13 protein-coding genes and 1 pseudogene are annotated in these 14,889 nt (G+C 64.8%); 8 read left to right on the top strand and 6 right to left on the bottom strand.

Annotation, left to right across the window (positions count from 1 at the left end; translation table 11 throughout):
- The first annotated feature begins 213 nt into the window (after positions 1–213).
- On the top strand, positions 214–2,265 hold the full coding sequence (locus P7D22_RS14050) for an AAA family ATPase (protein WP_319934872.1): 2,052 nt from the start codon (positions 214–216) through the stop codon (positions 2,263–2,265).
- A gap of 134 nt (positions 2,266–2,399) precedes the next feature.
- Here the strand turns inward: P7D22_RS14050 and P7D22_RS14055 are convergent, their stop codons facing one another.
- Positions 2,400–2,978 (bottom strand): hypothetical protein, encoded by a 579-nt coding sequence (locus P7D22_RS14055; RefSeq protein WP_319934873.1) that lies wholly within the window; start codon positions 2,976–2,978, stop codon positions 2,400–2,402.
- Positions 2,979–4,093: 1,115 nt separating this feature from the next.
- On the opposite strand from P7D22_RS14055, the gene P7D22_RS14060 reads away from it, so the two are divergent.
- Positions 4,094–4,444 carry a hypothetical protein gene (locus P7D22_RS14060; protein ID WP_319934874.1) on the top strand — a complete coding sequence of 117 codons (351 nt, stop codon included), beginning with the start codon at positions 4,094–4,096 and terminating at the stop codon, positions 4,442–4,444.
- Between the two features lie 339 nt (positions 4,445–4,783).
- Here the strand turns inward: P7D22_RS14060 and P7D22_RS14065 are convergent, their stop codons facing one another.
- A complete protein-coding gene (locus tag P7D22_RS14065; protein ID WP_319934875.1) occupies positions 4,784–5,890 on the bottom strand; it encodes a DUF3443 family protein in 1,107 nt (368 codons plus the stop codon).
- A 364-nt stretch (positions 5,891–6,254) separates the two neighbouring features.
- Here P7D22_RS14065 and P7D22_RS14070 point away from each other — a divergent pair, with 364 nt between their 5' ends.
- The 4 genes and pseudogenes from P7D22_RS14070 (at position 6,255) to P7D22_RS14085 (ending at position 10,757) form a co-directional block, all read left to right on the top strand.
- Positions 6,255–7,058 carry a sensor histidine kinase gene (locus tag P7D22_RS14070; protein WP_319934876.1) on the top strand — a complete coding sequence of 268 codons (804 nt, stop codon included), beginning with the start codon at positions 6,255–6,257 and terminating at the stop codon, positions 7,056–7,058.
- A 67-nt stretch (positions 7,059–7,125) separates the two neighbouring features.
- Positions 7,126–9,645, top strand: a complete 2,520-nt coding sequence (locus P7D22_RS14075; protein ID WP_319934877.1) for a PAS domain-containing protein — start codon at positions 7,126–7,128, stop codon at positions 9,643–9,645.
- Between the two features lie 117 nt (positions 9,646–9,762).
- On the top strand, positions 9,763–10,005 hold the full coding sequence (locus P7D22_RS14080) for a hypothetical protein (RefSeq protein WP_319934878.1): 243 nt from the start codon (positions 9,763–9,765) through the stop codon (positions 10,003–10,005).
- A 180-nt stretch (positions 10,006–10,185) separates the two neighbouring features.
- A pseudogene (locus P7D22_RS14085) lies at positions 10,186–10,757 on the top strand (response regulator).
- Between the two features lie 287 nt (positions 10,758–11,044).
- Here the strand turns inward: P7D22_RS14085 and P7D22_RS14090 are convergent.
- Complete coding sequence (locus P7D22_RS14090; protein WP_319934880.1) at positions 11,045–11,587, bottom strand: response regulator; 543 nt, start codon at positions 11,585–11,587, stop codon at positions 11,045–11,047.
- Positions 11,588–11,691: 104 nt separating this feature from the next.
- Here P7D22_RS14090 and P7D22_RS14095 point away from each other — a divergent pair, with 104 nt between their 5' ends.
- Positions 11,692–11,946: a hypothetical protein gene (locus P7D22_RS14095; RefSeq protein WP_319934881.1), complete on the top strand. Its 255-nt coding sequence runs from the start codon at positions 11,692–11,694 to the stop codon at positions 11,944–11,946.
- Positions 11,947–11,981: 35 nt separating this feature from the next.
- Here P7D22_RS14095 and P7D22_RS14100 read toward each other — a convergent pair whose 3' ends face one another.
- Both P7D22_RS14100 and P7D22_RS14105 read right to left on the bottom strand, forming a co-directional pair.
- A complete protein-coding gene (locus P7D22_RS14100) occupies positions 11,982–12,266 on the bottom strand; it encodes a hypothetical protein (RefSeq protein ID WP_319934882.1) in 285 nt (94 codons plus the stop codon).
- Between the two features lie 211 nt (positions 12,267–12,477).
- On the bottom strand, positions 12,478–12,810 hold the full coding sequence (locus P7D22_RS14105) for a DUF1345 domain-containing protein (RefSeq protein WP_319934883.1): 333 nt from the start codon (positions 12,808–12,810) through the stop codon (positions 12,478–12,480).
- A 383-nt stretch (positions 12,811–13,193) separates the two neighbouring features.
- On the opposite strand from P7D22_RS14105, the gene P7D22_RS14110 reads away from it, so the two are divergent.
- A complete protein-coding gene (locus P7D22_RS14110) occupies positions 13,194–14,372 on the top strand; it encodes a zinc-dependent alcohol dehydrogenase (RefSeq protein ID WP_319934884.1) in 1,179 nt (392 codons plus the stop codon).
- Positions 14,373–14,615: 243 nt separating this feature from the next.
- Here P7D22_RS14110 and P7D22_RS23520 read toward each other — a convergent pair whose 3' ends face one another.
- Positions 14,616–14,867, bottom strand: a complete 252-nt coding sequence (locus P7D22_RS23520) for a hypothetical protein (protein WP_442916089.1) — start codon at positions 14,865–14,867, stop codon at positions 14,616–14,618.
- Positions 14,868–14,889 lie beyond the last annotated feature (22 nt).

Genomic DNA, 14,889 nt, shown 5'->3' on the forward strand with positions numbered 1-14,889 from the left:
GACCCCTGATACCACGAGAGGATTCAACGCCTGGTTAAACTGACCAAGTAATCGCGTGAACGAAAACGCCCTGTATATAGGGCGATTTGCCCCGAAACCCCAAAAACGCCCTAAATGGAGGGTGTTTCGCAAGTAGACCCGAAATTCGACGTTCCGATTAACGGTATCTCGTGGAAGTCCTGCCATGGATTGCGGCATCCCCAGGAGACCGACATGACCTTCGCCGCCACATTGCTTGCCGTTCATTCCGCCATGGCAGACGGCATGCGTCCCCTCGCGTCCGAGGCCGCAGCCGCCGTGCTGCTCGACCGCGCCGGGGTGACGCCCGCCGACGTCGAGGTCGGCCGTGTCATCGTGTATGCCGAGGGGGACGACGTGCGGGACGCCGTTCGGCTGCTCGCCTACAGGGTCTGGCGGGACCAGTACGCGCCGGCCACGCACCTTGAGGTCGCGGAGGTCGAGAAGGGCAAGCGACTTGTCTGCGCCGACGAGGGCGACCTGTTCGACGTCGGGGACTGGATGGGCGTGGCGGGCGAGCGTGGCTGCGGCGTCCTCATGATCGTGCGCTCCCCGGACAACGCGCACGAGGCATACCGGCTGTGGGCGAGCAAAACAGCGCGCTTGGACCCGATCGATGCGGATGGCGTCGTGTACGACGTGGTGCAGCTCGTCACCGGGCAGCGGCCGATGCGCCGATCGAACCTGCGCGACGTGAGGCTCTCGGACCTGCGCTCCGCGCTCGGGCCGCGTGACCTTTGCGACCGGGCCATGGACGTCATCGTCGACCTGCGCGACCAACGCGCCCGCGAGATCAAGGCAGACGAGGACAAGCTTGCGGTCAAGGCTGCCGAGGCGGCTGCGGCGGAGCGCGCCGCGTTCGACAAGGCCCGTTCCGGCGAGCCCGTCCACGAGCGCGATACCCCGCTCTCCAGGCTGTCCGGCTTCGGCAAGGCGAAGGCCTGGGGACTGGAGGTCGCGGCCGACCTGCGGGCATACCGCCAGGGCGAACTCGCGTGGGCCGACTGCGACCGGGGCGTGCTGCTGTCCGGGCCTCCCGGCGTGGGGAAGACCAGGTTCGCCAGGGCGCTCGCGGCCGAGGCCGGGGTGCCGTTCCACGCGAGCAGCTTCTCGGCCATCTGCGGGGGCAGCAGCAGCGGGTACAACATCGAGAAGGGCTTGAAGAAGCTCTTCGACGACGCCCGCAAGAACGTGCCCTGCATCGTCTTCCTTGACGAGATGGACTCCGTTCCGGGCCGCGACTTCAAGCCCGACCACAACTCGTCCTACTTCAATTCGGTCAACAACGCGTTCCTGGAAGCCCTGGACGGGGCCACGCCCCGTGACGGCATCGTCGTCATCGCGGCGTCGAATTTCCCCGAGCGCATCGACCCGGCGCTGAAGCGGCCAGGCCGCCTCGACCGCGAGATCGCCATCCCGATGCCGACCGTGGACGACCTTGCGGGCATCGTCGCCCACCACCTTGGCTCCGACACTTCCAGCATGCAGGAGCAGCTTCGCTTGGCCGCCAAGGCCTGCCGGGGGATGAGCCCCGCCGACGTCGAGCAGGCCTGCCGGGACGCCAGGCGGCGGGCCCGCAAGGTCCTGGGTCGATCCAGCGTCCTGCCGGGCGACGTCGCCTGGGTGGTGCGGGAGCGGCGCGGCAAGGTCGACCCGCGCACCGAGCGGCTGGTGGCGGTCCACGAGGCGGGGCACGCGGTGGCGGCCGTGGCGCTCGGCATCGAGATGGATTTCGTCGATGCCGACCGTGCCCGCACGTCGATCCGGAGCGCCGCGAACCCGACCGCCGACATGATGGAAACCGAGATCGTGATGACCCTCGCCGGTCGCGCCGCCGAGGCCATCGTGATCGGCGAGGTCACCACGGGAGCCAAGCTCGACATCCAGTCCGCGACCAAGGCGGCCATCGCCTACCACGCGGATTTCGGGTTCGGCGAGGCGACCGGGCTGCTGTCGCTCGACGTTCGGGCGCTCGAAGGCTGGGGGCCGCTGCACGACGGGGTCAAGGCATTGGTGAACCGCTGTCACGACCGGGCGCTCGCGCTGATCCGGATGCACCGCCGCAACGTGGAGGCCGTGGCAGCCGCCCTGGAACGTGACCGGTACCTCGACCGTGAGGAGGTCCTGGCGATCATGCGGCCGACCCTGTCCGTGCTGCGGTCGGCGCCCGACGAAGTGGACTCGATCCCGGATCAGGCGCCCTCATGGCCCCGCGTCGGCAACGGCTGGCAGCGCCGAGCAGCCTGATCGATGAGTGGAAAACCAAGCGAAGCCCCGTTCGCTTGATTTTCGATGTCTTGACTCCCGTTCTTCATGTTCCCTTTTTGTGCTCATGATCGAGACCTTGGGACAGGCATGGCGGGCGGGTCTGAAGCTGGTAGTCAGGTGCGCCTTCGGCCGCCGCGACGGGATGAAGTCAATCCGCGAGTGCCGCTGCGCCTACCACCTGGACCTGCCGACCCCGGGTGTGGACCAGGGGGTCGGAATTCCCGCTCAGTCAGCTTGAGGAGCGGCTCATGTGCCCGGAGTGCCGGAGCCGTCACGGCGCCGACCTCGTCCTCGCCCAGGCCGGTCGGGAGATTGTAGAGGGCGGTCGCGGTCCGGATGGCGTCCTCCTTGGAGCCGCCGCCGTAGCCGAGCGCGAGCTTGCGTGCGGCGCTGCTGTTGATGTTGCGCACCACGTCGCAGCCGAGCCGACGGGCGGCCGCAGCCGCGACGGCGTGGTAGCCCCGCAGCGTGACGCTGCCCTTGCCCCGGCCTGTGTCGGCCTCGATGCTGACGGTCTTGCAGCCGGACTCGAATACGAGGTCGGTCACCACGCGATCCAACTGGACGAAATAATCGTCCACCTTGCCGGGCTTCCCGAGTGCGAAGGCGCGCGTCTCGTAGCCGCCGGCCGGGATCTCCCAGGCGGCGCCTGCGACCCGCGCGAGGTCAAGGGCAAGGATCGTGTCAGTCATCCATCTAGGGATGACGACGATCAAGGCAGAGGGCATTATGGACAAAGTCCCCGACGTTCCTTTGTCGTCGCACGCGGCTAATCTTGACAAGAAAGTTTGTCGAGATTGGCGTTAAGCAATGGCCGAAACGAATGCTTGACGCTTTCCGCAAGCGGACTCATCTTAGCCATTGGCACCCGAAACAGGGGCCAGTAACCTTGGTGGTTAATAATATCCAAAAATCGTTGACAACCAAAGCGGCGGAACGTGGGGATCATCAAGCAACCCTGGCTCAGGTCAAAGCCATTCGACGCGGAGGCTAGGGCCGACCTCGAATGGTACCATCGCGAGAGCAACGGCCGCCTTGGCTGGCCGTGCGACCAAGACGGTTGGCAGGAAGTACGGAAAGATCCCGATCGGAAAGAGGTACAAGGAGGTCTGCAAGCTGCCTCGCTACGAGGTTCAGCCGCCTACCGGACCGCTTCCCGACACTCCTGCCAGGCGGAAGCGCAACTCGGACCGTATTGCCACGGCGGAGCGGGCCAAGGCGCGAAGGTGCGAAGAAATAGTTATCAAGTAAGTGAACGAAAGCGCTCCCGGGTAGGACTTGGGAAGCGCGTACCTGGATGCCTTGTGTCACGTCGATTGACGCCACCTACCAGGTGCCGGAAGCTCCGTTCGGATGGACATCTTTGACTTCTGGGCCGAATGCCCTGCTGACGCGCGACGGCATCCCCACGACGCTCCCGTCTTCGATAGGGCAGGCGAGATGGGCTTCGACCTGCGATGCCTTCCTTGCAATGTATGGGGCCCTCTCAAGACAGCCCGGCTCGTCCTGCTGTTCCTGTCGCCGGGGTTCGATCCGGCGGACGTTGAATATGCCGAGCGACCCTCATCCCACGAGATCATGGCCCGACGCCACCGGGGCATCGAGCCGCTCGACTCCAAGGTTGACCACCTCGGCGGCTGGAAGTGGTGGACCTCGCGCTTGAAGGCGTTCAGCCGGACGCCCGAGGAACTGTGCGACAAGGTAGGCATTCCTGAACATCGGGGCCTACCACTCGCTGACGTTCAACGACGCCCATGCCCTAATGGCGCTGCCATCTTCACGGGCAGCCATCGGTTGGGCACAGTCCGTGCTGTTCCCCGAGGCCGAGCGCGGGGAGCGCGTCGTGGTCTGCCTCCGTAAGTCGAGGGCCTGGGGCCTGACGCGGGGGCGGACCTACCCGGGCACGCTATTCGCGCCGTACGTCAACGCCGCTGGATACATGAACAAGGGGTCGCAGCGGAACGCGATCATCAGGGCGGCCAGGTCAGCCTTGAGCCTGCCGCACGACGAGGCCCTGATGAGCGACGTCGGAGATCCTGTCGAGCGCTTCGGATGGTCGAGCATGGACGACATCCGTCCGCTGAAGCCCGATGGGACGCCCATGAACGCCGAAGAGGTTCAGGCGATCAAGCGCCACCATGAAGAGAACTCCAGGTGATCGAGGAAAGCGGCGACACTTGCGAGATCAAGGCCCATGGCGAGTGGGTGACTATCGGCATTGTCCAGGCACTCGCCATGCATCCGGAACGACTAAAGCGCTGCCCCGGATGCCACGGGCAGGTGCGAGCGCACAGGCTGGGCACCACCGACCAGCGCGCCCACTTCGAGCATCTCCGGGCCCATGATGGCTGTCCCCGCAGCGTCGCTTTCGCAGGTACACGCAGACCGCATCCGCGCCGGGTGACCTGACTGGGGTTCAATCCAGCGGCACATGTGAGCGCCAAGGATTTCACCCACATGATGCACGAGATAGTTGGGTAGGGACGTTATTTCCTGCTCAGGGCAACACGTAAGAAGGCCCTTCGATGCCGCCGGCTGCCATGCCGTCGAACACGAGTGCGACCCGGCGACCGAGTAAGAACGGCGCTCCCCATACGAAGGATCGGGTGGATGGAGGGGCGGCCTCGGCAAACGCGTCCCATGCGCCGACATGCCGATCCAGAGCGCCGCGATAGTCACCGATCCTGAACGGCGCCTGGACCTCCGCGCCGTCCGTGCCGACCATCGTGGCGGTCAACGCTTGTGCGGGCGAGACGCAGAAGGCCCACGTCATTCCGGCGCATCGCGGGAGAGCCTCGTCGGCGATGATGTTCGTTTCGGTGCCACTGTCGATGTAGCTCGCCGGGTAGTCGACGCCGCCGTAGCGCGTCGTGAGGAGGCCGTTGGCGTCGAGGTGGACCACGTGGCTGCCGGGTTGGTTGTTCTCCGCCGTTCCCACCCCGAACGTCAGCATTCCCCGGATCTCGTCGGCGCCATCGGCCGGAGAGATCGGCAGGTCGAAAACCACGCCGTTCCCGTGTCGCGGAAAGCGCGAGACGGGGTTCGGCAGGCGGGCTGCTACTGGGACGGAGCCGAGAAGCGGCAACCAAGCACCGCCGTCCAAGGCGAACACGCCGGGACTGTCCTCGCGTTGGGTGCAGGAACCCTGGCAATCGAAAAGGTGCGGCCCGATCCCGAGCGTGCCGTTCGATGTGGGCTTCACGGTCGAGGTCGGGCAACCGGCAGGCCATAGTCCGAGATCGTCGGCGATGACCTGGACAGGCAGATCCTTCGCCGTCAGGCCGCCGATCCGGACGTCGGCTCGGTGCAGCGGTCCCCAGGCGTTGTCATGGACGAAGCGCAGGCATTCGGCGAGCGGCTTCCGGTCGGCTCCTGTGACTGCCGGCAGATCCAGGGATGACGGGACGGCAGAGGCCTCCAGGCGCAGGCCCGTGGATCCCGTGTCCACCATGACGTCGTCGATGGTCGCGCAGCGCTCCGTCCCCGGTTCGCAAAGCGTGACGCTCACGGTCAGGCGGTTGAATCCGCCATGTGGCGTGTGGACCTTCAACGAGACCACGTTGGCGGCCAACATCGCTTTTGCCCATCCGGGGGTGTTCGCCAACGTAACGGCCAGGAAGATCCAGCAGGAGGACGCCAACTTTCGATGGAATGGCGACCGTGAAGTCATCACCAGATCCCTTCGGTGCAAACCATTCCGCTCTTCGCCTTGCGTCCTCTCGCTTGCGACGTGAAGCATCCTGATTTGCTCGTTGCATCAGCACTGCCACCGAGCTGCCTGCCTAAGCACAGGATCCAGCGATGACCCAACAAAGCCATGTTGGTAGATGGTAGACCGGGGGTAAAATGCTTCTCATCATCGGCTCAAAAGGGCAGAGCGAACAGGTTTAGCCCATCGAAAGGGGTTAATATGGTAGTCTCTGGTAGAAATCCGTTGGGGGAGATAAGGGCAGTGGCAGGTCGGACAGTTGCAGGAGTTGCTGGCCCGCGTGGTGCCCGACGAGGCCTCGTTCGACGGATTCGAGATCGAGGACGATTTTCCCCACCTGGGAAGCCGTATTTTTCGGCTCAATGCCCGCAAGGTGTTCCGGCCCGGCAATCACGTGACGCGGCTCCTCGTCGCGTTCGAGGACGTGACCGAGGCGCGTTTGCTCGAACGTCATCGCGACCTGCTGGCCGCCGAGCTGGCACACCGCATCAAGAACAGCCTGACGGTGATCACCGCCTTCGTGTCCTTCGAGATCCGCCGCGCGGCGGAACCCTGCGTGGCGGGCTACCGCGCCATGCAGGCACGCATCGGCGCCGTCGCCCAGCTGTATGACGTGATCTCGCGGTCGGCGACCCTGGGGCCCGTCCCGGTGGAGCCTTACCTCAACGGGATCGCGGGCAACCTGCGGGCCAGCCTGTTGGGGGAGGGTTCGCGGATCGACGTCGTGGTGGACGCCCAGCCTCTGACGATCGGGGCGGACCATGCGGTGACCCTGGGGCTGATCGTGAACGAACTCGCCACGAACGCGGTGAAGTACGCCTTCGCCTCGGCCGCAGGTCGGATCACCCTGGGATTCGGACAGCGCGACGGCGATGCCGTCCTCACGGACAGCGACGACGGTGCTGGCCTGACGGCCTCGGGCATCAATCCCTCATCGGGATTGGGCTCGCGCTTCGTCGAGGCCTTCGTGCGGCAGCTGGGCGGCACAGTGGCGACGGCTTCGGGATTGATGGGCACCACCTTCACGGTTCGCATGCCGCGCACCATACTGGCCGAGCCGTGAGGTCCGGTCGTGTTGCGAATAGAATGGACACGGGACGCAGGCATCGGCTCTTGGGAGGAGGTTGACCTTGTCGAACGCTGCCCTGGTCTTCCACGCCCTGTTCGACGCTTCGCCCAACCCCTACCTCGCGCTTGATCGAGGCCTGAACATCGTGGGCGCCAATCGCGCCTACCTGGAGTCCACCAAGCGCGACTTGGCCGACATCGTCGGCCGCTGTGCCTGGGACGCTTTCCCGACCGATTCCGACACCCTGGAACAGGCCATCGCGTCCTTCGAGCGGGTGATCCGCACGAAGCGGCCCGACACCATGGCCCTGCTGCGCTTCGACGTGCCCCGTCCCGAGGCGGAGGGTGGCGGCTTCGAGGAGCGCTACTGGAGCATCACCCACACGCCCGTTCTCGATCCCCAAGGCGACGTCGCGGTGGTGTTGCAGCACCCCATCGACGTCACGGAACTGAACCTGCTGCGCGAGGCCGCGTCCCATGTCGACGGCACGTCGCGATTGGCAGACGCCCAGGGCGGCATCTTCGCCAGGGCGAGGACGGTCGCCGAGGAGAACCTGACGCTGAAGGCCGAGAGCGACCGGCTGCGTGACCTGTTCGTCCAGGCGCCGGGCTTCATGGCCATCCTGCGCGGGCCCGATCACCGGTTCGAACTGACCAACTGCGCCTATGTTCGCCTCATCGGCGGGCGACAGGTGGTCGGCCTCACCGTGCGACAGGCGCTGGGCGATCTCGACGACCAGATGTTCTTCGACCTGCTCGACAGCGTCCACGCGACAGGCGAACCGTATGTCGGGCGAGAGGTCGAGATCTGGATTGAACATGAACCAGGCTCGCCGAAGCAGCGTCGCTTCGTGGACTTCGTCTACCAGCCCATCCTTGGGCGGGACGGAACGGTGTCGGGCATCTTCGTCGAGGGCAATGACGTCACCGAGACCAAGGCGGCGGTTGACGATCTGCGCGAACGCGAACAACGGCTCCGCGTCATTGTCGAGGCAGCCACCGACTACGCGATCCTGACCGTCGATGCGGACCATACCGTGACGAGCTGGTCGGCGGGAGCGGCGGCCATCTTCGGGTTCGATCGCGACGAGATCGTCGGCCAGCCCTTTGAAATCCTCTTCACGCCTGAAGATCGGGAAGCCGGACAGCCGGGCAAGGAAATCGAAGGGGCCCGACAAGTGGGGGGCGCACCCGACGTGCGCTGGCACCAGCGCAAGGACGGCGGCCGCGTATTCCTGAACGGGGTGGTGCGCCCCCTTCGCGACGTCACAGGCCGTGAGATCGGCTTCCTGAAGATCGCGCGGGACGAGACTGAACGCCTCGCCAACGACCGGGCGCTGCGCCTTCTGAACACCACCCTGGAGAGCCGGGTCGAAGAGCGTAGTCGCGAGCTGTTGGTCGCCGAGGAAGCGATGCGGCAATCGCAGAAGATGGAGGCCGTGGGGCAGCTCACGGGCGGCGTGGCCCACGACTTCAACAACCTGCTCACCATCATCCGCTCATCGGTGGATCTCCTGCGCCGCCCCGACCTGAGCGACGATCGCCGTCGGCGCTACATCGACGCCGTGTCCGACACGGTCGACCGGGCCGCCAAGCTGACGGGTCAGCTGCTGGCCTTCGCGCGGCGGCAGGCGCTCAAGCCGGAGGTGTTCGACGTGGGCGCACGCCTCAAGGGCGTCGGCGAGATGCTGGACACGATCACGGGTGCGCGCATCCGCGTGGTGACGGAGTTGCCTGACACGCCGTGCTTCGTGAAGGCCGACCTCAGCCAGTTCGAGACGGCGCTGGTCAACATGGCGGTGAACGCGCGCGACGCCATGGACGGCGATGGCGTCCTGTCGATCCGCCTTCGTTGCGGCGCCGCGATGCCGCCCATCAGGGGCCATGCCGGCGCGGCCGGGCCGTTCGCGGCTGTCTCCATCACCGACACCGGCACGGGCATCGAGGAGGACAAGATCGCCCGCATCTTCGAGCCTTTCTTCACGACCAAGGGGGTGGGCAAGGGTACCGGCCTGGGGCTGTCCCAGGTCTTCGGCTTCACCAAGCAGTCCGGAGGCGACGTTGACGTGGAGAGCGAGGTCGGCGAAGGCACCACCTTCACGCTGTACCTGCCAGAGGTCGAGAGCGATGCGGCACCAGCCCGTGCGGATCGGGGTAGCGACGTCCCATCGCCGGGCGGGGCCGGACGCCGCGTCTTGGTGGTTGAGGATAACATCGAGGTCGGTCGTTTCTCGACGCAGGTCCTCCAGGACCTCGGGTACGAGACGACCTGGGCGGCGAACGCGGAGGAAGCCCTGGACAGGATCGGCGAGCATGGCGCCGACTTCGACGTTGTGTTCTCCGACGTGGTCATGCCCGGCATGGGCGGCATCGAGCTGGCCAAGCAGCTTAGGCGACGCCTTCCCGACCTGCCCATCGTCCTTGCCAGCGGATACAGCCATGTCCTTGCCGAGGAGGGCCCCCACGGTTTCGACCTGCTGCACAAGCCCTACTCGGCCGAACAGCTTTCAAGCACGCTTCGGCGAGTGCCAAGGCGAAGGCGCCCCGAATTCGCTCACGCCATCCGACGATCATCTGAATGATCCTTCGCGTCACGGTGGCCGGTGTCCCGGCTAAGCCGACCACGCACGCGCAAGGGATAATCAAGCCACGGTGTGAGTACCGTGTGCTCGGACAGCATCAGTGAAAGGCGGCATGCGATGGTCACTGGTAAGGGCCCGACCGATGCTGCCCGTCGAGCCTCCGCGAAGACCCGCAAGGCCCAAGCGGTAGCGCGAACGGCCGATCTGGTTCGTATCGTGATTCAACTGCGTGAAGACGGCATCGTCTCGTCGACTGGAATTGCCAAGGCGCTGACGAGCCGCGGCATCCCGACTGCCAAGGGCAGCGGCAGATGGCAGGCTGTGCAGGTGCAGCGTTTGTTCGCCAAGGCTGATGCTTGATCAGGCTCGCCACACCTCCGACGATGTTGACGCCCCGCCGCATTCGTCTGCGGAGTCCGTTCGCAATTCCGACGATCAGCCGCTTCCCGGCGTGTGAAAGGCCATTCGTTCACCGGATTCGACGATGATGCGCCTGTATCCCTCTGCGCAGCTTGGCGAAAGCCGGTAGGCTGGAAGCGCATGTACGATACGCCTTCCACGACCTTGCCCAATGCGGTTCTCCGTGATCGACAATACCGCGCCATTTTCGAAAGCGCCGTCGACTTCGCCATCGTGGCGACTGGCCACGACGGCCTGATCAACGATTGGAACACCGGAGCGCAACGGATCTTCGGTTGGTCTGCCGACGAGATGATCGGCGCGAGCGCGGAGGAGATTGGCCAGTTCGTCACGCAGATCATGGAGGACCTTGGATACCGAAGCGCGTGGGCCACCAACGCCGCTGATGCTCTCGTCGAACTTGGGCCGGCGGAACCCGATTTCGACGCCGTCTTCTCCGACGTGGTGATGCCCGGCGTCATGAACGGCATCGATCTGGCCAACGAAATCCAGCGACGCCGCCCGGCCTTCCTGTCGTGTTGACGAGCGGCTACAGCCACGTCCTCGCCCAAGGGGGACCGCAAGGGTTCAGCCTGCTGCACAAGCCTTATTCAGCGGAGCAGCTGTCCCACGTGCTTGGGCAGGTGGTTTCTGCCCGCAGGCAGGACAGGGCTCGATCATGGGCTTCGTTGAAGCCGGCTGGTGCTGGATAGGTTTGTCCGAGGCGCGCAACGTCCAACACGCAGATTGGAAGTTTTGTGATTGCCAAGCCAACGCCGCTGCCTCGCGCCTCACGTTTACGCGCGCTTCAATGACAGCGGTGATGAAATCCCATGGCCTCTCCATCGTAGCTTCCGCATTGACGTCTCGAACGCCACGGTCGTCGGCTTCGTCGCAGCATTGTGAGGTCCTGTGCCCCGTAGGTTCGGGGAGCGGCTTTCACATGAGCGCCCCACCCGGATCGCGGGGATCCCGGTTGTCGTTCCCACCACGCTCGATCTCACGCGCGAGGAGCGTCGCCGTCTGCGGGGGGGGCACGCATGTCCTGAGCGAGATCGACTTCGCCCGGCTGTCGCTCTCGGACCGGCTGTCCGGGCTCGCGAAGGCGAAGGTCGCTGGAGGTATCCGATCTTGGCCCCTCCACCATGGAGCGAGATGCGAGACCGTCAGGATTCGTTCGTAGGCGTCCCGGCTGCTGATCCGTCGCCATCGTGCGCCGAAGCGTGTGATGGACCACGGCTTCGTTGAATGGCTTGCCGATGAAGGTCGCGTCAGCCGGCATGTCGGTCGGACCGGGCGTGGCCTCTCCCGACGCCACGACGATGGCGATGTGGGGCCAGCACCGTGAGACCTCGCGAGCCAGGTAGAAGCCATCGTGGGCGCCCGGCATGTGAACGTCGGTGAAAAGGAGCTGCAAGCGAGCGTGATGCTCCCGCAGGAGATCGAGCGCTTCATCGACGTTGGCGGCGTCGAGTACCCGGAAACCAGCTTGCTCGACAATGTCGACCGCGTCCATCCTGATGAGGGCGTTGTCGTCGACCACGAGGGCCCAAACGTCGTTTTGGTTGTCCATGGTGCTACAAGCGTCAGTACGGTGACAAATTGCCACAGGCAAGATGGTTTGCCGAACGTCGATCCGAGGGGTGAATGCTCATCAGCCTGAAGATCAAGGCACTCCATGGCGGCGGCTTTCAGGTCGAGGATCCGGCGGGCCATTGGGTGGTCTTCAACCTGGACGATCTCCGAAGCCAAAGCCGTACGCTTCGTGCAGATATGGTGGAAGGCACCCCGGAGCTTCCGCCCGAGAAAGCCGATCTTTTCGTCTGGTCCGCCTTCGCGGCGGCGAGGGGCTACGCGATCGAGCACGGGCTGATCGGTGACGACCGGACGTCCAAGTGTTGACGTGAAGTCACCGGAAGTGGCTCGGCAGCGAAGAATCAGCGCGGCAGGACCATGACACTGCCCGTGACGCAGTGCACCTTGAGGTCGACCGATACGACGTCCGGAGCCATGCCCTGCACGTGGCCGCGTTCCGGACTGGCAGGTGGCGCAACCTCCACCAATACTCTCACGTGTTCGGACCTAAGCCCACCCTTGACCGGGGTGTGTCGCGTCTCGATCAGGTCCGGGTAGTTGCCAGCTGGCAGCATGACGTCGAACCCCGGCCCCGTACAGTGGACGGCCTCCTTCACCACGGCACGGCCGCGTCTCCTGCTGTTCATCGCCCTCGCCCCCGCGTGCGTTGATCCGCGAAAACCTAACACACGCGATGCACGTCGGCATGCCGTGTACCCGTCAGCTGGCCTCGCGTATCAGGACGCCGACCTTGGCCTGGGCGGCTTAATGGCGTCTCGTCGGCACGGGATGTCTGGATCGCCCACGTGAGGCTCCATTTGCCCGTTTGCGGTCGGTTCGCGGCAGCCATCGTCGCGACTAGAAGAGGCCAGCCAAGAGATTGATCGTGAGGGCCAGGACGGCGGTGTTGAACGCGAAGGAGATGACGCTGTGCACGGTTCCGATGCGACGAAGCCGCTTGGCCGTGAACGCGATGTCAGCGGTCTGGGACGCGACGCCGATCACGATGGCGAAGTGGACGAAGTCCCAGTTGTCGGGCTCCTCCCCGCCTGGAAAGGCGAGACCGCCGATGACGTCGTCCTCCTCGGGGGTGGCTTTGTCCGGCGCGTAGTATTCATGGGCGTAGTGCAGCGCGAAGATAATCTGGGTGGTGACTGGTCCCGATGTCGCCGTAGACGACGCCCAGGGCACCGAAGGCGGCCAGCAGCGGTGCCTTGTGCGAACCCGCCTGATCGTCCGCGATGGCATCTTCGGTCATGAACACTCCCGGAGCGTTGAGCCATTGCAGAGCGGGCGTCTGCAGGACGCATGCGGCTCCAGGACGATATCGCATGGAAGCGGTCGCCGACCTACCCTGGCGAGGCACTTCCCCCGACTTGTGTGCTGCCCATTGCCGCCGCCGCCTGCCGCGTCGGTTCCTGTCGAAATCAACGTCGCTGGCCAACCGATTTGCGATTGCCCCAGCGACGAGGGACGTCTGTTGCGTTGCCACAAAGCCGCAGGATCGCGCGACACCGAAGGAACCTTGCTCGGCTGCCCACGTAGAGCAGTCAACCCCAACGGCGAGGATCCCCATGAAAGCGCTCACGTGGCAAGGCAAGGGCAAGATCACATGCGAAACGGTTCCGGATCCGAAGATCCAGGACGCCGGTGACGTCATCATCAAGGTGACGGCCTGTGCGATCTGTGGCTCCGACCTTCACCTGATGGGCGGCTTCATGCCCACCATGGAACATGGCGACGTGCTCGGGCACGAAACCATGGGCGAGGTCATCGAGACTGGCAGCGGCATCAGCAAGCTGAAGGTGGGCGACCGCATCGTCGTTCCGTTCACGATCTGCTGCGGCGAGTGTCGCCAGTGCAAGTGGGGCAATTGGAGCTGCTGCGAGCGCACCAACCCAAATGGGAAGCTGCAGGCCGAGACGTTCGGATATCCGCTTGCCGGCTTGTTCGGCTTCTCGCACATCACGGGTGGCATCCCGGGCGGACAAGCGGAGTATCTCCGCGTCCCCTATGCGGACGTTGGCCCGATTGTCGTTCCAGAGGGGCTCACGGACGAGCAGGTGCTGTTTCTCAGCGACATCTTCCCGACCGCCTACCAGGCGGCCGAGAACTGCGACATCAAGCCTGGACAGACCGTCGCGATCTGGGGTTGCGGGCCGGTCGGCATCCTTGCCGTGAAGTCCTGTTTCCTTCTCGGAGCCGAACGGGTCATCTCCATTGATACTGTGCCGGAGAGGCTCGCGCTGGCACGGGAGGCTGGCGCCGAAACCATCGACTTCGGAACCCAAAACGTCCAGGACACCATCATGGAGATGACGCGTGGGCTGGGCCCAGATGCCGTCATCGAGGCGGTCGGCATGGAAGCCCATGGCGCCGATACCTTGGCCCAGAAGGTCAGCTCCGCCGTCATGGCAGCTACAGTAAGCATGGAAAGGCCGTTTGCTTTCAATCAGGCGGTTCTCGCGTGTCGCCCCGGCGGAACCGTATCCATGCCAGGAGTCTACGCCGGGCCGGTTGGTCCCGTTGCCCTCGGCCTGCTCATGAACAAGGGACTGACCCTGCGCACCGGCCAGACCCACATGATCAAGTACATGAAGCCCTTGTTGGAACGCATCGAGAAGGGCGAGATCGATCCGTCGTTCATCATTAGCCACCGCTCAAGCTCGCTTGAGGACGGCCCGGCCCTGTACGAAAAATTCCGAGACAAGACCGACCACTGCACCAAGGTGGTGTTCAAGCCACATGGCTAGCGTGTAGCGAGGTTCGCTGGTTGAGCCGCCTTAGAACGGTAACGCGGCATAACCTCAGCGCATCAGCTCTCGACCGTCAGTCCGACAGCGCCTGGAAATATGAGGTCCAGGCGCTGTCCTTCGCTTCACTGTCGGCTGCGACGCAACATCCGCGACAGTATCCGGCTGGTACGGTCGCGACCCCAATGCACGGCAACTTTGGGTCGCAGCGGCCCTGCTATCGGGTCTCGCGCCGCGTTTCGATCAAGCCGCGACCGCGTTCACGTCGCGATTTCGGAACCGAGGCAACTTCAATGCGGCGATGGACTTGGCTCCAAGTTCGTCCCCGATCATAACCCCGAGGGCCTCGGCCCCTTTCGCTCCAGCGCCCGGCAAATGAGCAGCCTTGATGACAGGCTCGGCGGCGGCGACAGCGCCAATTGCCTTGCCGTGCTTGAATGCTTCGGCAAGGAACGCCTTGATCGTATGCCTCCGGTGAGGACCGCGGTTGATTATGGCCGGTTTTGCTTAGCGAGCA

Source organism: Lichenihabitans sp. Uapishka_5, from assembly GCF_033947565.1.
In the GTDB taxonomy this organism is placed as follows: domain Bacteria; phylum Pseudomonadota; class Alphaproteobacteria; order Rhizobiales; family Beijerinckiaceae; genus Lichenihabitans.

Coding starts and splice junctions, on each gene's coding strand:
- P7D22_RS14080 (WP_319934878.1), top strand. CDS start 9,763: ATGGTCACTGGTAAGGGCCCGACCGATGCTGCCCGTCGAGCCTCCGCG.
- P7D22_RS14110 (WP_319934884.1), top strand. CDS start 13,194: ATGAAAGCGCTCACGTGGCAAGGCAAGGGCAAGATCACATGCGAAACG.
- P7D22_RS14055 (WP_319934873.1), bottom strand. CDS start 2,978: ATGACTGACACGATCCTTGCCCTTGACCTCGCGCGGGTCGCAGGCGCC.
- P7D22_RS14100 (WP_319934882.1), bottom strand. CDS start 12,266: ATGAACAGCAGGAGACGCGGCCGTGCCGTGGTGAAGGAGGCCGTCCAC.
- P7D22_RS14095 (WP_319934881.1), top strand. CDS start 11,692: ATGCTCATCAGCCTGAAGATCAAGGCACTCCATGGCGGCGGCTTTCAG.
- P7D22_RS14050 (WP_319934872.1), top strand. CDS start 214: ATGACCTTCGCCGCCACATTGCTTGCCGTTCATTCCGCCATGGCAGAC.